The sequence below is a fragment of the Methylobacterium sp. P3_A11 genome (assembly GCF_056403155.1).
This window is the reverse complement of sequence record NZ_JBFUGA010000053.1, coordinates 19,920-40,989: the sequence shown is the minus strand read 5'-3', so window position 1 is coordinate 40,989 and position 21,070 is coordinate 19,920. Positions and strand designations below refer to the sequence as shown.

The following is a 21,070-nucleotide window of genomic DNA, read 5'->3' as shown; positions in this document are numbered from 1 at the left end:
CGTCCGCGCCGGCCTGAACTACAAGTTCGGCTCGTACTAAGCGACGMTGCAATCGAGCTTGATCTAAGCATCCCCAGCCCGATCAGACTGGCCGCTTAATCAGGAAGCGCCCCAGGAGCCCCGCTCCCTGGGGCGTTTGCCATTCTGACCTATGACATAGCCAGCAGTTATCGCTCGCCGGCGGGCCAGAAGGACAAGCATCATCTTGCTGAAGGTCTCCAAGCCGCACCACATCGCGCGGGCGACGCTGCGCATGCCGATACTCCCTTCGTTGAGACCGCATCACCGCAATTGACGGCGGAGCTGCGCGGGAGGAAGTTCAGTTCGGGGGCGGCTACGGAGTTAGCCACCATGAGCGACTTCGATCACATCCTGAACTGGAAGCTTCTTCGCGGCTCGCACAACTTTCCGGGCACTGAGGGTGGCACCTGCATCAACGAGGCGGCGCTCGTGGCGTGCGGCTTTCCGTACCGGCGCATCGTCTCAGTTCGTTGCATGCCGGACTGCTTCTCGCGCCCGATCTGCCAACTCGCCATGCAGTTGAACGATGAGGCGACCGATACACAGCGGTGGCGCCTGATGCCGTTCGTGACGCGGCTGGCTTGTGCGGACACACCGGAGATTGAGCGCGAGCGAGCCAGCTATATCAGCACGCAGATGGATCCCGATCCCTATCTCCCACGCCCTTCCCAGTTTGATAAAGCGCTGCGCGTCCTCGAAGGTGCGCTCGCCATCGGGCGGCAGGCAGATCCGCTCGGCTTGGACGAGGCGGCGAGCCGGTTGGACGCGGCGCGGGGCCCCGGTACCCCGGCAAAGAAGCGAACCGATTTCCTGGCTGCGAAGGTGGAGGGCTGGCTGGGCCTGCAGCAGGCGCCTGAGAACGTGGGGTGATACCCAGCTGCGGAGCGTGCTGCGGAAACTCAGGCGTCAGGTCAGGACGCCCGCAGGAAGGGCCTGTCGCAAACAGGAACAGGCTCGCGTTCATGGGTCGGCAGGCGTACCGCCCCAACTTGCCGCTCCGCTCCGGAGCCGGCCCATGATCCTCCTCGCCCTCAAGCTGAAGCGAGAAGCTCGCGGCGACTTCAACGGCCAGACTGCCTATGCGGCTAGTGCGCCCAACTCGCGGTCTCGGCGTCGTGGAGCACGATGAACTCGGAGCACAGCTGTTCCAGGCCGTTGCGAGGCTCCAGCTCCGGCTGACCGTGCTTGACAATTGCCCACGCCTCAACCGCGGCCTCGGCGCCCAGGTACACCGCCATCTCTTGCGTGAGCGAACGCGCTGGCCCGAAGCCGAGCCGGTCTCCGACTTCGCGCTCCACGGCCGCCATCGCCTCAAGGACGCGGAAATGGGTGATGTGCATCTCGGTCATGCTGACACTCCGGTCGATAGGGGGTGTCTCGGATACTGGCAGTCGGGCGCTCATAGCTTTGAACCGGCCGTGGATGCGATCCCAGAAGTCCGAAAGCTCGCACGAGCCGAGCATAGCATAAAAGCTGTCCGCCACCCAGGTCGGCACGATCTCGGCCAACGGCGACAAGGAGATCGGCGAGATGATCGCCCACGCCATGCAGAAGGTGGGCAACGAGGGCGTGATCACGGTCGAGGAGGCGAAGACCGCCGAGACCGAGCTCGACGTCGTCGAGGGCATGCAGTTCGTCCCCGATCCGCGGCCTGAGCTGAGCTTCCACCGCTAGCGCATCTACAATCCGCAGCTCCTAAGGCTCAAGCTGGATGCGTGAAGAAAGCCGCGAAAAGGTGATCAGCGCGCGCCCCAGGGCTCGATGACTTCGTTCAAAACTTAGTGTAAAGTAGCGCAATACGGCGCAGCTCCAGCTTCGCGGGAGTTCAGCCATGTCAGATGCATTTTCCGAATATCGGCACGTCGTGGCGGCTCCCTGCCCGAGCGAGGATCCGAGCGATTGTCTCGCCGGAGCCTGGGCGCTCGGAATCTGTGGCGAAGATTGGGTCTGGGGCTGGTGCGATCCTGACAGGGTTCGGATCGCGTTTCGCCGCGAGAGCGACTGTGTCGCGTTCCTCGCCCGCGCAGGGTCGGCCTACTCGGTGCCGCCACTGGGACTGTATGACACTCCGCGCATGAGCCTGTGAGACTGCTGCCCCATATCTTCCCGATCGCTGCTCGGGCCGAAAGGGCTGAGCCATGCCGAAGTGCCAGTCTTGCGGTCAGTGGATTGAGGCGACGGCGAGGATCTGCCCGATGTGCGGCGCGCTGACCGGCGTGACCGTGCCGCGGAGTAACGAGCCGACAGCCCCAGCTTGGCGCGGCAACACCCTCATTTATATCGTCACGACCATACTCATCCTGCTGTTCAACTGGTTTCTGACGTAGCGGAACAAACGCGGCGCTCGCCTTCTCGTCGGTCCAGACGGGCGCCCCCGAGACCTGCTGAAAGACGGCAACACACCCAATGCGTTACCGCTCATATGCAAGGAAGGCCAAGCCAAAACACGAGCGCAGCAGCTACTTCCTCGCCACCGCCGGGGTTCCCGTTGGATTCCTGACGGAAACGTTCCACAGCGGCGGTCAAGGTCACTGCTTCAGCTGCTATGCTTCCATCTCAACAACATTCCGAACAAATCGCGCGGATCATCCGGGTCGGCGAGCAGATCGAGATTTCCGTAGAACGGAAACGCCTCCAGCTTGTGTCGCACATAGCGCAAAGCTGAGAAATCTTCGACCGCAAAGCCAACTGAGTCGAAGATCGTAACCCGTTGCGGGTCACGGCGGCCTGGCGCCAAACCGGCTATCACCTGCCAAATCTCTGTCACGGGGTGCCCGAGTGGCAGTTGCTGAATCTCGCCTTCGATCCTGGTCTGCGGGGCATACTCGACAAAGATATCTGAGCGCAGCAGCACATCGCGATGCAGCTCGGTCTTGCCCGGACAATCCCCGCCAACTGCATTGATATGAACGCCGGCCCCAATCAGGTTGTCATTGAGGATCGTGGCGTTTTGCTTGTCGGCCGTAGCTGTCGTGATGATGTCTGCCCCTTCTACCGCCTCCGCGGCAGTCCTGCAGGACGTCATGTCGAAGCCGAGCCCGGCGAGGTTGCGCATACATTTGGTCGTCGCGGTTGGGTCGATGTCATACAGGCGTAAATGATCGACACCGAGCAACGCCTTGAAGGCCAGCGCTTGGAATTCGGCTTGCGCCCCATTGCCGACAAGTGCCATCGTGCGCGCACCGGGCTTGGCGAGATGGCTGGCCGCCAGAGCTGAGGTTGCTGCCGTGCGCAGTGCAGTGAGAATGGTCATCTCCGTCAACAGCATCGGGTATCCATTACCCACGTCAGCTAGAACGCCAAAGGCCGTCACCGTCTGACGGCCCTGGCGAAAGTTCTTCGGATGACCGTTGACGTATTTAAATCCATATTTTGATCCATCGCTCGTCGGCATGAGCTCGATAACGCCATCTGGGCTGTGCGATGCGACGCGTGGCGTTTTATCAAAGAGGTGCCAGCGCCGGAAATCTTCACTGATGCAATCGGCTAGTTCCACAATAAATCGTTCGACACCGATCGCGGTGACGAGCTGCATCATGTTTTCGACATCAACGAACGGAACAATATTAAAATTTCGTTTTGGGAATGTGGTTTCAGCCATAGGAAAAGGGTTTCTATAAGAGATTGGATCGTGATTTTACATCACTGCATGGTCGCGCTTTGAAGGTTGCTGCGAAAATGCTCGTGCCGTGAAGAGCGTGGACTGCAGCGCCTGATGTCCTGTACACCTTTACCGTTCCCAACGCTCTCGAAAAACTATGCTCCGCACCCACGGCTTCATGTCGTCCAGCGTGTCGGCGACGCTTACTGCCCTCGCCGGGTAGTCTTATAGCTACTGTTGGGCGATTCACGAACGTTGATGGCGGAAACTCCGGAGCGTCCGCCATAGTGATCACAGGGTCGAACCCTTCCGTGCTTTTTCCAGCTGTATAAGATCTGCTAAAAGCTTTTGTGCAAGAGCCGTATGTTGGTTATTACTCACCCCCGCCCTTAAGTGGGATTTACCATTCGGGACCAACGGGTTAGGCCAGATTTTCGCGGTTCCTGCGGTTATAGTAATTGCGGCGCCTTTATCCGTACTTACTGGTGCATCACCGCGTCTGCCATAGCAGATTTCGCGTTTATACTGTTTTGTTCCGAAATTTCGCTTTCAAAGGTTCCGGACCCTCACGGGCGGGAAATTTGAGTCGCATGCCAACATACTGATGCAATTGGCCTTTCGAAATTTATGAGGGGTGGGTAATTACGTATGTTGCGCCTTTTCTACTGGAGCGGTTTTCTTGCCGTATGTTGTGGTCACGGTCATCAGGTTTCGGTCAACCTTGAAGGTGCCCGAGTAGGTTCTGCCGTCTAGCTTCACATGAATAGAGTGGCCCGACATGCGGAGATCCTCCCGACTGTGTGGCAAACATCTTAGCTATAAAAATACCTGTGATGCCTTTTTTCGTGACACAGGCTATCATAGAAAAACGCCGATTGCGCGCCTAGGAGGGCTCGATGTTGCGGCTCGAGAACGGCCTACACAGCCCTCGAGACTTGGTTAGCGAGGCGGTTAGATTGGATGTAGTAAGCCTCATCGAGCTCTACGGCAACGACGCGTTCAGAGTGGCTTGCGACAGAATTCAGCAAGCACGAGCAAGAGGAGATCGGGCGGCAAAACTTCTATGGACGCAGGTGGCTCTCAAGATACGTCACCGGGCCTTCGGTGACGCTCCGAAGTTGCTCGTCCCTGCTGAACCGGCACAACGAGCGAAGGTGTCCAAGCCTCGTCTCGCGGCGCGTTCTAAGCCAGCAGGTTCTGTAGATCGGCGCCACCGCTAACAGCCGACGGCTCTGACTTGGCGGTGCGGGCTGATGGCCTGGGCATCACCATCGCCGATACGTTGATCTCCGCCTGCCGGCAATCAGCGACGGAACTCCGCCCCGGTCGCGAAGGGATGAGGCGGGAGGTTCCGAAGTGGGGAAAAGATGGTAAACTGGATCGGTCCTGGAGGGTTGCTCCATGTCCGCACATCCTGAACAACTGGTCACGAAAACCTGCACACCCTGCCAAGGCGGGATCCCGCCGCTTGCGCCCGATGACGCTGAAGATCATCGCCGACAGACGCCCGCTTGGGCCCTGCTCGATGACGCGCGCCGCATCGAGCGACGGTTTGAATTCGGCAGCTTTGCCGACGCGTTTAGGTTTGTGCAGCGTGTGGCAGATCTCGCCGAGCGCGAGGGCCATCATCCAGACATCACATTCGGTTGGGGCTACGCCACGGTTTCGCTTCAGACCCACAAAATAAAGGGATTGCACGAGAACGACTTCATTCTCGCGGCTAAGATAGATCAGGAGGCATCGAGCCAGCATTAGCGCTGCATCTTACTCACTGCTTCAGAGCCCGTCCGATAGGGGTGCGAGGCGTGGTTGCATAGCCGGGATGGAGATTATTCTAGGCAAGTTGCTGAAGCCTGATCTGGAAGCGCCATGTGGACCCCGCCCGCCCGAGGGCTTGAACGCTCGGCGCCTTCCGAGCCGGGAAGGCACCAAGCCATGCACTTCGAACGTGACACGCATGGCGACTGGGTGATTGATCCCGAGCAGCTTGCTTCCAAGCTGGGGATCAATCCCGGGCACCTCCGGCACGAGATGCGCCTTGGGCTCGTCACCAGCCGCATCGAGGCCGGGAAAGAGGCTGACGAGGGCTGTTGGCGCGTGACGATTCGGACCCGTAAGGCGGCTTGGCAGGGCGTCATTGATGATGCAGGCTGCCTTGTCAGCGAACGCCGTCTGTGAACCCGGGGCAGATTTATTAGGCGGCCTGCCACATTCGCGACGTTGAGGGGCTTCCAGGTCCAGCTACGCCTTGCGCGAGGCGAAACCCCCATATCAGAATGCAGCCGCTGCCAGGAAGCAGAGGATGACCGCTGCCAACATCACCAGCCCCGGCCAGTTTGCCTGAGGGCTGAAGCCGGCCGCCCCAGAAGCGGACTTTTCGAACATCTCCAACGGGTGGAGGCTGTGTGAAAACGCAGGAGCACTTCAAAATAGTAGAACAATTTTCTACGTGGCTGCCAAACAGCTATCCTGGACAGGTGCATAGCTCACTGACTCAGACGGATGGTTCAGGAGATCGGCTGACGGCTGCGATGATGTCGGTGGCGGGCTTGGTCCAGACGAAAGGTCGGGCGCGTCGGTTGTGCTCGGCGATATAGGGTTTGATGGCCGCCTGTAGATCGACGACGCCGGTGAAGGAGCCTCGCCGCAGCCGACGACGGGTCAGCGCTGAGAAGAAGCCCTCGACCGCGTTGACCCACGAGGCCGAGGTCGGGGTGAAGTGGAACGTCTAGCGCGGATGCCAGGCGAGCCAGGCGCGCACCTTCGGATGTTTGTGAACCGCCCCGGGTTTCCCGGAGGCTCCAACTCTTGAGAGACTGGAGCCATGACGAAGCATACCCCACCGTTTTCCCCTGAGGTCCGCGAGCGGGCTGTCCGGATGGTCCGGGAGCATCAGGGCGAGCACAGCTCACCCTGGGCCGCGATGCAGTCGATCGCCGCCAAGATCGGCTGCTCGGGCGAGACGCTGCGGAACTGGGTTCGCCAAGCCGAGCGCGATCAGGGCCAGAGGGCCGGACCGACCACGGACGAGCGCGAGCGGATCAAGGCCCTGGAGCGGGAGGTTCGCGAACTCCGGCAGGCGAACGAGATCCTGCGCAAGGCATCCGCGTATTTTGCGATGGCGGAGCTCGACCGCCGGTCCCGGTCATGATCGCCTTCATCGACGATCATCGTGCGCTCTACGGGGTCGAGCCGATCTGCAAGGTCCTGCCGATCGCCCCGTCGACGTACCATGCCCATGTCGCGCGACGGGCTGCCCCCGAGACGCTGCCGGCCCGAGCCAAACGGGACGCGACGCTCATGATCGAGGTCCGGCGCGTCTATGAGGCGAACTTTCGCGTCGACAGTGTGCGCAAGGTCTGGCGGCAACTCGCCCGCGAGGGGATCGTGGCCGCCCGCTGCACCGTCGCTCGGCTAATGCGAGCGACGGGTTTGAAGGGCGTGGTGCGGGGCAAGTCGGTCCGGACGACGATCCCCGATCCGGCCGCAGCCTGCCCACGCGACCGGGTCAACCGGCAGTTCAAGGCCGCGTGCCCGAACAGGCTGTGGGTCGCGGATTTTACGTACGTCGCAACCTGGGACGGCTTCGTCTACGCCGCCTTCGTGATCGATGTCTTCGCCCGCCGGATCGTCGGCTGGCGCGTGTCACGTTCGGCCCGAGCGGACTTCGTGCTCGATGCTCTGGAGCAGGCCCTGTACGAGCGCCGCCCCTTCGCCGGCAGCGGCCTCGTCTGTCACTCCGACCGCGGGTCGCAATACGTGAGCCTCCGCTACACCGAGCGTCTCGCCGAGGCGGGGGTCGAACCCTCCGTCGGCAGCGTCGGCGACTCGTACGATAATGCTCTGGCCGAGACGGTGATCGGCCTGTTCAAGACCGAGGTGATCCACCGGCGTGGACCCTGGCGCTCGTTCGAAGCCGTCGAGTTTGCCACCCTCGAATGGGTGGATTGGTTCAACCACCGCCGGCTACTCGAACCCATCGGCAACGTCCCTCCCGCCGAGGCCGAAGCGCGCTATTATGCCCAGACCGAGGTCCAAGCCTTGGCCGCCTGACCCAAACCAAACGGCCTCCGGGAAACCCGGGGCGGTTCACTGCGCCGCAGCACACACTCCTTGCGGCTCTCGGTGATCTCTGACGGATAAGAACTGGAGCGATCGGCGCCAATGCGGTCACCATCGCAAAAACATCTCGTGTAGGATCGCGCCTGCGAACGCTCGAGTGGTGGTCTGCAAAGGGGTGCCTGACGCCTCGACAGCCGCCCCGGCGCTCGCCATCTTGCGTGCATGCCCGGGCAGCACAGCCAGACCTACGATCCGCAGGAGGAGCCCGCACCCCAAGGTGTTGCTCCTAGGTGCTCTCGGTCACGTATCCTCGGTCGCCTCTCACGAGCACGCTGCACGCTGATCGTCCTCACGCTCATCAGCGGCAGCGCCGTTGCCGGACCCGCTGATCCGCCAACTGCTTTGGTAGCGCAGGACGCCGCTCGCCTCGCCCAAGCAGCGCAGATGATCGTCCGCGTGACCCTCATCGGCCGGAATTGCGCGCCGTTCTACGCCGTCGACCAAGCCCAGCTTCAGGAGATCGGGAGCGGGTTGTTCAACCAAGCGCTCGCCCGCTACGGCAAGGATCGGCTGCTGCGAGCGGTCGATACTGCCGAGGCTGAGGACACGGCTCAGATCCGCGAGAGCGGCGCCGCTTTCTGGTGTCCGCTCCAGCGCGCCTACCTCAACAGCCTGAGAATGCCAGGCCTGATTGGGAAACAGCGGCAGTAGCTCGGTCAGCTCTGACTGCTTCTCGTGACTGGCTCGACCGTAACCGATCTCAATCCCGTAGCTCTCATGCGGGGCGCGTCTACGGGCCGCCTGACCGCCGGATTTCCCACAGTTGCTGGCGTAGTACCTGCAAAGCGTCCGTGTCCTCCCAGAGCTGCCGCTCAGCGTCGCGGGTGTCGGCCTCAGCCTGGGTTAGGGCGGCGAGCGCATCGCGGTCTGATCTGCTCCAGGAAGGCGGGCGGGCAGGATTTGGATCTCGGCCATGGTGACCTCAGGCGGCGCGCACGGTTGCGAGGAAGCGGCTCATCTCGGCGGCGAGTTGCTCGGACTGGCGCGAAAGCTCGGAGGCCGCCCCGAGCACTTGGCTGGCGGCCGCACCGGTCTCCTCGGCCGCGCCCGCCACACCGGCGATGTTGCTTGTCACCTCACCGGTGCCCTGCGCCGCCTGCGCGACGTTGCGCACGATTTCCTGCGTGGCCGCGCCCTGCTCCTCCACCGCCGCCGCGATCGAGGTGGCCACGCTGCTGATCTCCTGGATGCGCGCGCTGATCGAGCCGATGGCCGACACCGCCTGACCCGTCGACCCCTGGATCCGGGCGATCTGGCCGGAGATCTCCTCCGTGGCCTTGGCGGTCTGGTTGGCCAGCTCCTTCACCTCGGAGGCGACCACCGCAAAGCCCTTACCCGCCTCGCCAGCACGCGCTGCTTCGATCGTGGCATTCAGAGCCAAGAGGTTGGTCTGGCCAGCAATCGTCGAGATCAGGCCGACTACGTCGCCAATCCTGGCCACAGCACCGCTGAGTTCCTGCACGAGTGCGGCCGTCTGGCTGGCCTCATCCACGGCCGTGCGGGCCAGCTGAGCCGAGCCGGTCACCTGACGACCGATCTCCTGCACGGACGAGCCCAGCTCCTCGGCGGCGGCGGCAACCGTGTTGACGTTCGAGGCGGCCTCCTCGGCGGCGGCCGCGACCGTGGTGGACTGGCTGGCGGTCTGCGTGGCGGTCGCGGTCATGGTCTGAGCCGTGGCCTGCAGCTCGGTGGCTGAAGAGGAGACCATGCCGACAATCCCACCCACGGCCTGCTCGAAACCGTCGGCCATCTGGCGCATGCCGGCTTTGCGCTGCTCCTCGGCAGAGGCACGGGCGAGCGCCGTCTCCGCCTCCAGCTGACGCGTGCGGATCAGGTTGTCCTTGAACACCTGAACGGCAGACGCCATCGCGCCGATCTCGTCCTGCCGGCCGACACTGGGAACCGCGATGGTCGCGTCGCCGGACGCTAGCACGCCCATCGCTGACGTCATGCGCTCGATGGGGCGCGCGATGCCGAAGAGGCTGAACAGAGCCGCGCCGAGGGAAGCCAGCAGAGCGACAGCCATGGCGACGTAGGCGGTGCGGGTGGCTGCGTCGGCGCTCGCAATGCTGGCGCTCACTGCGGTCTCTGCGGACTGCTTGTTGAAGCTGACATCCTCCTGCAGGGCGTCGCTCGCTTCCTTGGCCAACTGCGCCAGTTCAGGCGCGATCAGCGAGGACAGAGCTTCCGTTTTACGGCTGCCCTCCATGGCATCCAGCAGCGGGCGCTGGTCCCTCAGGTACTGCGCCCAGGCCGCAGAGAAGCGGTCATAGAACACCCTCTCCTCGGCGGAGCTGATCATCAGCTCGTACTCGCGCCGGAGCTGCGCGATGACATCTGCAGCGGCGCTGAGCCCCGTCTTGTTGGCCGCTTGGGCATCAGGCGTGTTGGAGGCGACGACGAACCGGTAGAGCTTGACCCGGTAGTCGCGGATGGCGGTGTTGATGCGGTTGACCGTGTTGACGGCGGGAAGGCGCACCGCGCCGACGTCGCTGACGTTCTGCCGGATTTCGGAAAGATCCCGGATACTGAGCAGGCCCTGGCCAGCGGAGATCACGGCGGCCAGTCCGAACAGACCGGCTAGAGCAGATTTGATCGACAGACGCATGGGAGAGGCCGCCAGAATACAGAATACTGCTTTTTTCATGAAATGTATAAAGTTAACAATTTGCTAATGATAACATAAGTACTTATTGCAGGCCGAAGCAATCTGACAGATAGTGTGTATGTGAACAGCTTGCGGATGAGTGCTGATTGCTCCTCGACCGCTTCAAGATCAAGCGCTTAGCGCCTTGAGCGAGCTTCAGTTTGCGCGCCGGATCAGGAACGCGCGATAGGTGGAAGTTGAGGCGCTTTACCGAGGCTAATGAGGCTTGGTAGCCTCAAAATAGCTCGGTCAGCCCGAGGCGGCGGCGAGCTTCCATGTCGTTGCCGCACCAGGCCGCGAGCAAGGCGACTCAATCGAGCAGGGCGGCGCCGTTCAGCAGGACGCCTTCTCCCGTCTGCCAATCACCGCGGCCTGTGCGACGGGCGCGCCGGCGTGCAGCCACGTGATGATGGTCTGCTCGGGCACGGCATAGATCTCGGCGGCATCTGCGACCGTCAGGAGCGGCGCGGACAGGTCAGGATGCGTACCGCGCTGTGCGACGCGCCCCAGGAATACGACGACGAGCGGATCGGTCGCCCGCGGCACCGGGCGTTTCGGTTTGGGCAGGGTGCCGTGGTCGCGGCGATCGCGCAGGCCGAGGGCGGCCAATGCACTGCTCAAGCGGTAGACGGGACGGCCGCTGCGCTGTCCGTCGGGCTTGACCGATGCACGAAGGGCCGACGACCGGAGTGTTTCAGAGCGGTCGTCTTGTTGCACGACACAGACGATATCGCGGCGCGTTAGCTGTTGGGCAATTGCCACTTGGCCTTATGCCGGACGATGAACATGCGGTTGGCGCCCTCCGGACCCTTCAAATTCGTGTAGGTATAGGGCGCCGACCCCGTGAGCCCTTTGTACTTACCCGTACCGCCTGTGAAGGTGTGGACACCGCCTTTGGCGTCGGCGTCAAAATCGGAATAGAACTGATCACCATCGGTATCGACATCGACGCATGAGCCGCGGGAATGGACGGCACTTCCGGTCATCTCCCGTAACCCCATGCAACGCGTCCCCACATTGTTGAACATCTGGCCACCCGCATCATTGGTGGTGATGCCGTTCAATTCGAGGTAAACGACGTTCTTATCTCCAGATTTCATCGTGTTCGTCGCGACGACCACGAAGCTGCTTGTGTATGCATCTTCCCCGGATTTTGGAGTCTCAGCGGCGTGAGCACCGACAACAAAGCATGCGCTCATTCCCAGAGCAATCGGTAGCTTGCCCATCTCGTTCCTCCTCCGTGATCGTCCCCTTAAACTGAAGATCGATTCAGCTACAATGTAGCTGAGGTAGAGATGATTGAATAGATGTTCCTTAGACGCCGCCACTTTCAGAGCGGATGCTGATTATCGGCGAGGGGCGCATTCTGCGGACGCCGGACAGGCGGAGGCGAAGATGGAGACGCTTCATTCAGGCTGGATCTTGATACGTGGCTGACGCCGTTCCTGGCCGTGACGGGCCGCAAGACGCGGCAGGCCTGGGCGCCCCTCTTCCTGAGCGGTCTGCCGATCTTCGGCCTTCTTGGCTCCGCTTCAAGTCCTGCAAGTGCTCCGAGCGAACCTGGTCGTACGTCAGTGTCTCGTCCGATCAAGCATAGTACGCTGGAGGTGCGAGACTGAGGCGGAGCTTTTCCTGAGCTAACGGAAGGCCGCAGGCAAGACGGACGCCGCTGAACTGAGCCGTTGAGCTTCAAACCTCGACGCTGTCAATCTTTGCCGAACGAGCTCAAAGGGGAAATTGGTGGACGGCAGGGTCCGGGCGAGAAAGGTCGTGATATTTTGGACCGCGGATGGCCTATCGGTCTTTGTCTATGACATAGATCCGGTATACACGGCTAAGGCCAGATGCGTCTGGCCGATCTCGAACGCGCTTAGCTGGGCAGGCTCATGAGGAGTCGCTGGCTCCGGGCTGTCGCATCAGTGGCCTGCCTCGCAGCAGTTGCGATCGCTGGCGCCTATGTCGTAACTCTCTATCCATCGCTGATTTCCGGGCGATATACCCTGACACTCGCGACCGGTCCCATCGGGAGCGACGGACAGAAGGTCCTCGCGGGATTTATCCGCGAAATTTCTGCGGAGCATCCCCTCGTCCGCTTGGCGCCACTGCCAACGGAGAGCCTCGCCCAGAGCGCAAACGACCTTGCGGCCAATCGGGTCGATCTCGCAGTCGCGCGGAGCGATGCTGAGGCAGCAGCACACGGACGAACAATCTTTGTGCTGCGGCAGGTTGGCATAGCAATCCTCCTGCCGCCGGCATCGAAGATCGAGAGCGTGAGTGACCTCGCGGGCAAGAAGCTCGCGGTGGGCCCGGGATGCGATGCCGGACTACTTAAAGCCTTCACGAGTTTCTTCGGGCTGCGTGCGACAGACCTGATCGAGATGCCGCAGCAGGAGTTCGGCCCTGCGCTGAAGGCGAAGCGCGTCGTTGCCGCGATCGTCACCGGGCCCCTCGGGGAGGGACCAATCCCGGGCGCTTTCGCCTCCATTCGGAAGAGCTTCAAGGATAAACCCTCGTACTTGGACATCCCAGAAGCGGAGGCCATTGTCGCCCAGTGGCCGACCTACGAGTCGGTCGAGGTCAAGCAGGGAACCTTTGGTGGGACGCCGACCGAACCTGAGGAGACACTCAACACCTTCGCGGTGCGCATCCTGCTCGTCTCGCGCCCTTCTTTGCCCGACCGGGTGGCCGGCGAGCTCACGCGACTCCTGATGACAACGAAAGCGAAGCTCATCGCTGGGCTTCCGGCGGCGTCTCAGATGGAGGCTCCGGATACTGAGCGGTCCTCGCTCCTGCCGGTCCATCCCGGGACACTCGCCTATCTTGACGGCGAACAGGAAAGCCTACTGGACGAGACGCTCAATTATTATTGGCTGGGCGCAATGGTGTTTGCCGTTTTGACGCCGCTGACGGGTTGGATCGTGTCGAGGGGCAGGTTGCGCCGCAGTGAGGATGCGCGAGTGAAGCTCCTTCGCTTGGTCGAACTCATGAGACTCGCCAAGGTCGGCTCAGTCGATCAGCTTCGCCCTGCCGACGAAGAACTCGAGCTTATGATGGAGGAGCTATTGGAACGGCTGGCGTCTGGTGAGATAGAACGCGACCATTTCCAATGCGTCGAGAGGATTATCCGACAGTTGCGCATGACGATCGAGAAGCGACTGGGCGAACTCGCCATCACGGACGCCAGCCCGAAATCCAAGCTCAACGATTTCACGCTTAAGCCGCGCCCGCATGCCGTCTAAAATGGGCGAGCCAGCACTAATGTCGGCAGCTTCTGCACACTGACTTCTAACTCAGACCACTCGGGTCTAAGTCATCGATAGGGCAGGGGATGCCGAGGCGCTGCGCTGAGACTAGCCGGCCGAAAAGCGTTCCAGACGGGAACGCTTTGCCGTTTGTCACGGACCTTGGCCTGACCCGCAAGGCTATCCACGAGGGTCGCCAGCTGCGCGCCGCAGAGGCGGCCGACCAGGGACTTGCCCGGTCCCACCAACTTACGAGTGTCAGCTCATTCAGCAGCTGCCTTCTTCGGTTTGCGAGCCTTGCCCGGCTTCTCTGCAGGCGCGGCAGCCTTCTTCCGGCCGCGAGCCTTCGGCGCCTCGGCAACGGTCTCGGTCGTGTCCGCTACCTTCGCAACCGCCTTGCGCCGCTGCTGCCCGAGGCCGAGGCTCTTGGCGAGCGCGGAGCGCTGAGCCGAGTAGCTGGGGGCCGTAGACGGGTAATCCCGTGGTAGGCCGAAGCGCTCGCGGTACTCCTCAAAGGTCATCCCGTTGCCGCTGAGGTGACGCTTCAGCGTCTTGTACGACTTGCCGTCAATGAAGCTCACGATGGCGTCCGGCGTGACGGACTTTCGGATCTGAGCCGGCGTGAGCTTTTCGCGCGCAGGCGCTTCGGATGCGCCGCCCTGGCCGAGGCTAGACAGTGCGGAGTAGACGCTGGTAAGCAGGGTCGGGAGTTCGGCAACCGGAAGGCTGTTGTTCGACACGTAGGCTGCCACGATGTCGGCAGCCAGTTCAGTCGATTTGCTCGGCGGGCTTGCTGTGTTATCGTCCATGTCGTGCTCCTTTTCGAGGGTGAGCACACCGACGATCTAATTTGTTCCCGGCGTCAAGTGGTTGGCTCGGAATTTCAGAGCACAACCCAGATTTTCATACTCTCGGCCTGCATAGCTMTTTCGGACGACGCTTTGTCTGTCGCACATTCGGCTCGGTTAACTGGGCCGTCGCAACAAAGATGATCCATTGGTCGGCTTCACTATGGCGAAGGGCGCACGCGACGAGCTGATAAGGGCAGCACACCGCTCAGGTCGATAGGTACGTTGCTACGCGTGTCCCGCAGCACATCGAGCCGTAAAGCTTGAGCATAGATCTCCGTCAACGAGGGAAGTCGCCGCCCATCTCATTGAGATCACCATGTCCCCCTCGTCCCGCCTCGTTCTGCTCGGCGGTGTTGTCATTCCTGATGGTGCCCTCCTCGTCGGCGCGTTCGCTACACTCGTCAGCCTTGCCTTGCCGATGCACTTCGCCGGTGGGTCCAAGCTGCGGCCGAGAAATTAGCCGCAGCTCCTGTGAGATGAGCCCAGTTAGAGTGATGCCCGAGCGAGTTGCGACGACGGCCTAATAGACCGCACGTGACATTCAGCGGTGGTGCCTAAATCTATTCATCCCACTCAAGCGCGAACGCGCGTTGATGAGGATGTCGTAGCCCCATGTCACTGTCGATCAAAGCCGAGCGGGCGCTCATAACGCACGAAGAGTTCGAAATGCTCGCGCAGACCCATCATCCCGCACTTCACAGCATTTCCGATGACGCCTTGTCGGATGCTCAACGACGCATCCGCGATCTCCGCGCAAAGGAGCGTACGTTCGCGCGAGATCTGCGGCGGAGCATTCGCGGCAAGGGCGAGCAACGGGGCGGTAGTTTCCCAGGCAATGCCGATAAGCCTGGACGCAGGAAGCAGGTCTTCGCCAGCGCCTTAAAGCGGGTAAACGGCGAGGTAACCCGGCGACGCGCGGTCGCTGCGCGGGATGCACTAAAGGACGCCGCACGCCGCGCTATTGGGCTGAAGAATGCCGCGCGCAGTCATCGTGCACCTGCGTATCGAACCAGTCGTGCAGGCATGACACGGATCGAGAACGAGCGTACCCGCAAAATCGTGCAGCCTTCCAAGGTTGGCAGCGTTTCTCAGGCGACCAAGAACACTCAGGCAGCGCGGGACGCGCGTGAGTAGAAAGGCATCACATTAGGCCGTGTCAGCGCCTGACTGTTTCAACTAGTGCGGATGCGGCTCTAATTGCCGCCCTGCCGTACGCTGTTTTCGGATCTTGCCGCCGGCAGATACAGCGCTGTACGAGTGCTGGTCGCTAGAGATTTGCCGTGCGCCACCGCGCCCCCGTAGCTGTTGCCCTTGCCGTCAGTGCGCACGCCGCGTCCGCCTGCGCGCAGACCCAGGAGGAGCAGGCGCTGGCCCTGCTCCAGGCCTCCAGCGCGCAATCGGCGATCACCGCGTTCTGCGGCGAGCACTACGCGATCGACGGCGCGACGGCGCTGCGGATCTCCCAAACCGCACGAGACGTGGCCACCAAGGTGCTCGGTCCCAAGCGGGCGAACGCCGCCTTCAAGGACGAGCTGGCGCGGCGCTACGCCGAGGTGAAGGCGGTCGGAGAGCAGCAGTGGTGCACCGACCTGCGCGAGGAGCCGGCACAGGGCGAGGTGCGGATCTTCAAGAACTGAGGCGCAAGCTCAGGCCGGATCTGTCAACGTTGACAGATCCGGCCTGCACGGTCTCACCCGGCGGCACCGTCTACTCGATGAGCACCCGCCACATAGGCCGGCAGCAGCCCGAGCCCGCGCTGCTGCCCGATTAGCTATCCGCCAACCGCCAAGGCGTCGGTCACCAGCCGATTGACCAGGGTGTCCCGCCTTGCCTGACGCAATACGATGCGGGCCGCCGCCCGAGCATTGGCTGCGCGCTGCACACCTTGTGGGCCACCATCACGCAGGGCACGCCACGCCATCGCACGAAACCATCGTATGTTAGCAACAGCTATGGCGCGATTATGGGTAATCGCGCCCCGTTGGCGCGGGTCGACTGGAAATACGGTATGCATTTGTACGATCCTGGACGGCAAAGATACGCCAGCCCGTGAACTAATGCTGTATTCGCATACCAGGATACAGCAATCAATACTCCATCTGGGGGAATCGGAAGATTTTAGCCAGCGCTACGGCGCTGTGTCACTCCGGCTGCTCTACCCGACCCGCCAGGGCCGCTCGCGTCGCCACCGAGTAGCCCGTGACGAGGATCATCATCTCGCGCATGGGCGCTGCTCCCCCTTAGCGTCGAGGTAAACGGGCCCAAGATTAGCGGCGTTGTCCCTTTGCAGCTCGACGAACATCCTGCGGGCGGCCCGTGCAAGTCAGCGGCCGCCAAGGCTTTTGCGAGCGTTAGGCTACGGTGTCGGCCAGATTTGCACGATTAAAGCGCAGTGCTCGCGAGGTTATTTCCGTCAGGCGCTCGCGGAATATCCGATCCTGACGCGGAGAGTCGGGCCCGTCTTGTATTCGCCGGTGCGTTTGTCGGGCTCGGCGGTGGCAGCGGTCCCGAAAAAGCGGCAACTTACGCATACGTCGGTTCGCGCAAGCACCGAGTATCTGCGGCAAGCCACGATGCGGCCTAACGAGGTCGCGCGACCAGAGCAGATCAGATCAATGATGAACGTGTCCGATACCCAGACACAGAGCGCAGGTACCAGGACGCGCCTTGGATGATCAGCTCGGCCTCAAAGTGCCGGATTCAGAAATCGCCACGGGCTACTCTCTTCAGCTTGAGCGCGAGGGCATTGAGGATCATGGACCGGTTTCGAAGGCGGAGCGGCAAGCTGGGCAGGTTTGGATAAGGCCCGTGAGACTTGCGCATTCGCGTTTGCGACAGGCAGCAGCCGAAGTTGTTTCACTTGACTGCCCAAAAGCAAAAACCTCTGCCTTCCGCAGCGGATCGAAGGTGGGTGGTAACAAGTGTCTGCTTTGGTCCAATCGTCTCCTCAAATGAAAGCCCCACGCCAAGAGTCGGCTTGGATCAAAACTTTCATTCTTTTGGCTTCGTAGGGATGTTGAGTTGGGCTTTAAGCTCACGGATTCTCTCCGCACGCGGGCTCGACTGCCGTGCCGCTTCTCGCGCAACTGACAAACACGCCTCAACGCCTGCATGCAGCGTGGCCACGTAGTGGTCCGCGCCGATCTGGTTGCGCAGCGTTTCATCCCTCAGCACGGCATCGGTCGACGGCCACAGGCCAACCAGGACCGGAATTTCGCCTGCGCGCKGGCGCAGGCGCCGCAGCAGATACCGTAGGTGCGACGGGGTGCCGTTGATGTCCAGATAGGAGACGCAGATCATCGCCACCCCCTGCATCTCAAGCTCTCCGATCCGGCTGCGCTTCGTGACGGTGTGCGAAAGAACGCGCGCGCCAACGCCATGCTTCTTGAGGAGTTGCGCCATCATGGCAGCAGCGGCTTCGTCGAGCGGCCCCCGTCCGGCAATACACAAAACCGGAGCTTGACCACGCCAGAGCGGCGGAAGTTCCTGCGGCTCGGGCGCTCGATCCGTGACAGTCCGACTCTCCGGCAGTGCTTGCTCGGATTGGGAGGGAATATCCGCCGAAGCCTGCCGTTCCGACTGCTTTGGATCGGGGTCGCTGTCCTCATGATCGTCCAGGTCCTCGATCAGTTCACGGACAGTCTCTTTGATCAATAGGATCTGGTCTGGCTTGAGTACGCCACGTCGCGCATCATCGGCGGCCATCTGCAGCCCTTTCAGCGCCACTTCGTCGTAGTATGACGACAGCGAGCGCTCCTTGAGCAGTTGCTCCGCGTGCTCCTCAGCCTCATCGGCGTCCCCCGCCAGCATGCGCTGATAGAAGTTCTCGACGGGCGTAAGGGCTGGACGGTCGCCGAGGAGGACGTCCAGGAACTCGAGGTGCTCGATGTGCTTCCCGAGAACGACCAAGCACAGGGTCAGCGGCGTCGACATGAGCAGCCCAACAGGGCCCCACACCCAGGCCCAGAACAGGGCCGAGATCACCACGGCGATCGGCGACATGCCTGTGCTGTGGCCGTAGAGGAGCGGCTCGACACCGTTGCCGATCACTGGCTCAGTCACGAGGAACAGGGCCGCCGTCCACAATGCCATCGACCAGCCTGGCTCTGCAGCAGCCGCCAGCAGGATCGGGCCTGCCGCTGAGGCGAACGCACCGACGTAGGGCACGAAGCGCATGATCGCGGCGACGACACCCCACAGAACGGGGCTCGGTACACCGATCAGCCAGAGCCCAGATCCAATCAGCACACCGAAGGCGATGTTGATCCCGAGCTGTGCCAGGAAGTAGCGGCTCAACCGCCGTGCCGCATCATCCATCGCGGCCGTGGTGCGGTGCAAGTCGTCTGACCCGAAGAGGCGGATCATGCGGTCGCGCAGATCCTGGCGCTGCATAAGGATGAAGATCAGCACGACCAGGATGATGACGGTCGTGGCGAGAGGCTGGAGCAGAGGACCGATGAGGCGTTCGGTGAGCGCCATGGGCGTTGGAGGAGGCTCCCGGACCTCGACAGGGACCGGCTTCGGAGCCTCTTGTGTCGGCGTGGCGTTACTGCCGCTTTCTGGCTCATCTGCGGGCTTGCTGGGCTGCTCTGTGCGGGTTTGGGCACCGCGATTGAGCTGGTTCAGCACTTCAGAGACGCGGCCGAGAGCGCCCTCCTGCAAGCCCAGCACCTTCTGCTCGATAGCTCGCTGATAGTAGGGCAGATCCGTCGCGAGCTGAGCGACTTGGAGGCCGATCACCCCGGCCACGGCCGCAAGGAGGCCGAGAGCGACAAAGACGGTGACGAGCACCGCCAGGATACGCCCTATGAAGCGACGCAGGAAGCGGACAGCTGGGGCGAGGAGAAAGCCCAGCAGGACGGCCAGGGCGATCGGGATGAAGATCTCGCGGCCGAAGTGCAGCACCGCGACCACGAGCACGAGAACAGCCGTGGTTCCGAGACCAGATGGACCAGGCGTGGAGGGTGGGAGCACTCGTGGCGTGCCAGGCTGAGCTTCGGGTTGGTTGGCGGCTTGCATCCCGTCCTCGGCGAACTCACGACAGTGGCAAGCGCTCCGCGTGGCGGAGGCCCAGCTATAGAAAACGCTGCCGCTCATCCTTGTACCATGGATCAGCGTTGAACTGCTCAAACGGCCTGCGTTCGTAACAGACCTCGCCGATTTGACCGTCAGAGTGTCTGGCTCGATAGGCTCCTGAAATGAGGAACTCGTCAGGAGCGGCAGCCGTGTTCTCAAAGCATAGTCGCGAGGGACAGCCGGCGAGGCCCTCTTACCGTATCGCCCGATGCACATGACAGCGAGACCGACGCGCAGCCATTGAGCCCCCTCGTCAATTTTGACATAACGTTTCGGAAAGAAGACCAATAACGAGAGAGGGCCATGTCGTTGTTTTGGATAACACCAAGGCCGTCGACCACTACTTACAGGTAGACTGCTGAGTTTTTCCAAAGCAGATCTCGCCAGGGAATGCCCGCTCAGCCGCTTCCATCCATCTTGCTTCGTGTTTGCGCATCAGCATCACCAACCAGATAAAGCCGGCAGCGGCGACTGCCAGCATAATGATGCCTGCTGGCCCCGTAAGAGATTCGATGCGTGAACCGAAGAAGTAAGCCCCGCAACCGAACACGGTCGCCCAGACGACGCCGCCTGTCGCGTTGAACAGGAAAAATCGTGGCCACGCCATCTGGTTTGCGCCAGCTAAGAGCGCCGCCAAAACACGTAGCACCGCGACGAAGCGGCCGAAGAATACGACTTTTCCGCCGTGCCGCAGGAAGAGGTATTGTCCTAGCTTAATCTTATCTGGCGTAATCCCGACACGAGGTCCGTGGCGGATCAGCACGCGCTGTCCGATGCTCCGGCCGAGCCAGAAGCCGAGACTATCTCCGATGACAGCGCCTGCAGTCGCGGCTGCGATGACGCTGACGAGCGTGAGATTGCCAGTTGCTCCAGCGTAGATTGAGGCAGTGACGAGGCAGGTCTCACCGGGGAGCGGCAGACCCATGCTCTCCAGCCCGATCACCAGCGCCACGATCCAGAGACCGTGCGCAGCGATCAGGCTGGACAGATCACCGAGAATGAACTCCAACATGCACGAACAGCCACCTGAACCAACACATAACCGCCGAGGCCCGACAGCATAGACACCGACCCGAGACAGCGGGCCGGTGATCGCTAACGAGCGGCTCTACAGGAAAGCTTAGTCACAGTTTTCTCTTCGCACCGTCTTCGAGTCACCGAGCTCATTCTCCTTGTGGACAGTTGTATGCGAGCAGCCGCCCCGGCGCTCGACGACAGTGTCGCGATCCGGGCCAGTCGCCGCGTGCCCGACACCTGCGCCAACCGCTGCACCGACCGGCCCGCCCACGGCGGCACCAGTAGCAGCCCCGACGGCGGCCCCTCCTTCAGCAGCAAGAGCGGCCGAGCCGATCAGTGTTGTAGCCGCGATCACAAGCGCAACGCGTTTCATGGCACACCTCCGCGATCCGAAGGCCATGCAACGGTTCGGTATACGTTTCCGTTCCGCGGCCGAATAATCGGAACTGTCGGGTTAGGCTGAGCGTTTCGCTGCGTCGAGCGCAGTATAAGT

The 21,070-nt window shown here is 61.9% G+C and carries 18 protein-coding genes, 2 pseudogenes and 1 other annotated feature; of the genes and pseudogenes, 10 read left to right on the top strand and 10 right to left on the bottom strand.

The window, feature by feature from the left end:
• The first annotated feature begins 351 nt into the window (after positions 1-351).
• Positions 352-891: a hypothetical protein gene (locus AC1DXK_RS17430; RefSeq protein WP_456684451.1), complete on the top strand. Its 540-nt coding sequence runs from the start codon at positions 352-354 to the stop codon at positions 889-891.
• Between the two features lie 215 nt (positions 892-1,106).
• On the opposite strand, the gene AC1DXK_RS17425 is transcribed toward AC1DXK_RS17430, so the two are convergent.
• Complete coding sequence (locus AC1DXK_RS17425; protein WP_456684450.1) at positions 1,107-1,370, bottom strand: hypothetical protein; 264 nt, start codon at positions 1,368-1,370, stop codon at positions 1,107-1,109.
• Between the two features lie 181 nt (positions 1,371-1,551).
• Between AC1DXK_RS17425 and AC1DXK_RS17420 the strand changes: the two genes are divergently transcribed.
• Positions 1,552-1,695, top strand: coding sequence for a hypothetical protein (locus AC1DXK_RS17420; protein ID WP_456684449.1), 144 nt, complete (start codon positions 1,552-1,554; stop codon positions 1,693-1,695).
• Between the two features lie 521 nt (positions 1,696-2,216).
• Complete coding sequence (locus tag AC1DXK_RS17415; RefSeq protein WP_456684447.1) at positions 2,217-2,348, top strand: hypothetical protein; 132 nt, start codon at positions 2,217-2,219, stop codon at positions 2,346-2,348.
• A gap of 209 nt (positions 2,349-2,557) precedes the next feature.
• Here the strand turns inward: AC1DXK_RS17415 and AC1DXK_RS17410 are convergent, their stop codons facing one another.
• Entirely contained in the window at positions 2,558-3,622 is a 1,065-nt protein-coding gene (locus tag AC1DXK_RS17410; protein WP_456684446.1) for an ornithine cyclodeaminase, read from the bottom strand.
• Positions 3,623-5,023: 1,401 nt separating this feature from the next.
• Here AC1DXK_RS17410 and AC1DXK_RS17405 point away from each other — a divergent pair.
• Complete coding sequence (locus AC1DXK_RS17405; RefSeq protein ID WP_456684445.1) at positions 5,024-5,377, top strand: 4a-hydroxytetrahydrobiopterin dehydratase; 354 nt, start codon at positions 5,024-5,026, stop codon at positions 5,375-5,377.
• A 180-nt stretch (positions 5,378-5,557) separates the two neighbouring features.
• Positions 5,558-5,800, top strand: coding sequence for a DUF6522 family protein (locus AC1DXK_RS17400; RefSeq protein ID WP_456684444.1), 243 nt, complete (start codon positions 5,558-5,560; stop codon positions 5,798-5,800).
• A gap of 316 nt (positions 5,801-6,116) precedes the next feature.
• On the opposite strand, the pseudogene AC1DXK_RS17395 reads toward AC1DXK_RS17400, so the two are convergent.
• Positions 6,117-6,404: pseudogene (locus AC1DXK_RS17395) on the bottom strand (IS630 family transposase); the annotation flags it as partial.
• A 42-nt stretch (positions 6,405-6,446) separates the two neighbouring features.
• Between AC1DXK_RS17395 and AC1DXK_RS17390 the strand changes: the two are divergent.
• Positions 6,447-7,675 (top strand): IS3 family transposase gene (locus AC1DXK_RS17390; protein ID WP_477298475.1). Its coding sequence is split into 2 segments (ribosomal slippage): positions 6,447-6,735 and positions 6,735-7,675, totalling 1,230 coding nucleotides; the frame shifts between segments, so codons are not numbered across the junction.
• Positions 6,728-6,844: a sequence feature (AL1L pseudoknot), on the top strand. It overlaps the preceding gene by 117 nt.
• Before the next feature lie 453 nt (positions 7,676-8,128).
• Positions 8,129-8,395 (top strand): hypothetical protein, encoded by a 267-nt coding sequence (locus tag AC1DXK_RS17385; RefSeq protein ID WP_456684442.1) that lies wholly within the window; start codon positions 8,129-8,131, stop codon positions 8,393-8,395.
• A gap of 271 nt (positions 8,396-8,666) precedes the next feature.
• Here AC1DXK_RS17385 and AC1DXK_RS17380 read toward each other — a convergent pair whose 3' ends face one another.
• From AC1DXK_RS17380 to AC1DXK_RS17370, 3 genes are all read right to left on the bottom strand, one after another.
• Complete coding sequence (locus tag AC1DXK_RS17380) at positions 8,667-10,352, bottom strand: methyl-accepting chemotaxis protein (RefSeq protein WP_456684441.1); 1,686 nt, start codon at positions 10,350-10,352, stop codon at positions 8,667-8,669.
• A gap of 372 nt (positions 10,353-10,724) precedes the next feature.
• Positions 10,725-11,108, bottom strand: a complete 384-nt coding sequence (locus AC1DXK_RS17375) for a hypothetical protein (protein ID WP_477298473.1) — start codon at positions 11,106-11,108, stop codon at positions 10,725-10,727.
• A 23-nt stretch (positions 11,109-11,131) separates the two neighbouring features.
• Positions 11,132-11,617 carry a hypothetical protein gene (locus AC1DXK_RS17370; RefSeq protein ID WP_456684439.1) on the bottom strand — a complete coding sequence of 162 codons (486 nt, stop codon included), beginning with the start codon at positions 11,615-11,617 and terminating at the stop codon, positions 11,132-11,134.
• Between the two features lie 693 nt (positions 11,618-12,310).
• Between AC1DXK_RS17370 and AC1DXK_RS17365 the strand changes: the two genes are divergently transcribed.
• Positions 12,311-13,630, top strand: coding sequence for a TAXI family TRAP transporter solute-binding subunit (locus tag AC1DXK_RS17365; protein ID WP_456684438.1), 1,320 nt, complete (start codon positions 12,311-12,313; stop codon positions 13,628-13,630).
• A 266-nt stretch (positions 13,631-13,896) separates the two neighbouring features.
• Here the strand turns inward: AC1DXK_RS17365 and AC1DXK_RS17360 are convergent, their stop codons facing one another.
• Positions 13,897-14,442, bottom strand: a complete 546-nt coding sequence (locus AC1DXK_RS17360) for a Ros/MucR family transcriptional regulator (RefSeq protein ID WP_456684437.1) — start codon at positions 14,440-14,442, stop codon at positions 13,897-13,899.
• A gap of 654 nt (positions 14,443-15,096) precedes the next feature.
• On the opposite strand from AC1DXK_RS17360, the gene AC1DXK_RS17355 reads away from it, so the two are divergent.
• Positions 15,097-15,618: a hypothetical protein gene (locus AC1DXK_RS17355; RefSeq protein ID WP_456684436.1), complete on the top strand. Its 522-nt coding sequence runs from the start codon at positions 15,097-15,099 to the stop codon at positions 15,616-15,618.
• Positions 15,619-15,764: 146 nt separating this feature from the next.
• On the top strand, positions 15,765-16,121 hold the full coding sequence (locus tag AC1DXK_RS17350; RefSeq protein ID WP_456684435.1) for a hypothetical protein: 357 nt from the start codon (positions 15,765-15,767) through the stop codon (positions 16,119-16,121).
• A gap of 991 nt (positions 16,122-17,112) precedes the next feature.
• On the opposite strand, the pseudogene AC1DXK_RS17345 reads toward AC1DXK_RS17350, so the two are convergent.
• The 3 genes and pseudogenes from AC1DXK_RS17345 to AC1DXK_RS17335 all read right to left on the bottom strand — a co-directional run.
• Positions 17,113-17,241 (bottom strand): annotated as a pseudogene (locus tag AC1DXK_RS17345) (IS6 family transposase); the annotation flags it as partial.
• A gap of 234 nt (positions 17,242-17,475) precedes the next feature.
• The gene (locus AC1DXK_RS17340) at positions 17,476-19,503 is read right to left on the bottom strand and encodes an AI-2E family transporter (protein WP_477298469.1); all 2,028 of its coding nucleotides are present in this window, start codon (positions 19,501-19,503) and stop codon (positions 17,476-17,478) included.
• Between the two features lie 397 nt (positions 19,504-19,900).
• Positions 19,901-20,572 (bottom strand): DedA family protein, encoded by a 672-nt coding sequence (locus AC1DXK_RS17335; protein WP_456684433.1) that lies wholly within the window; start codon positions 20,570-20,572, stop codon positions 19,901-19,903.
• Positions 20,573-21,070 lie beyond the last annotated feature (498 nt).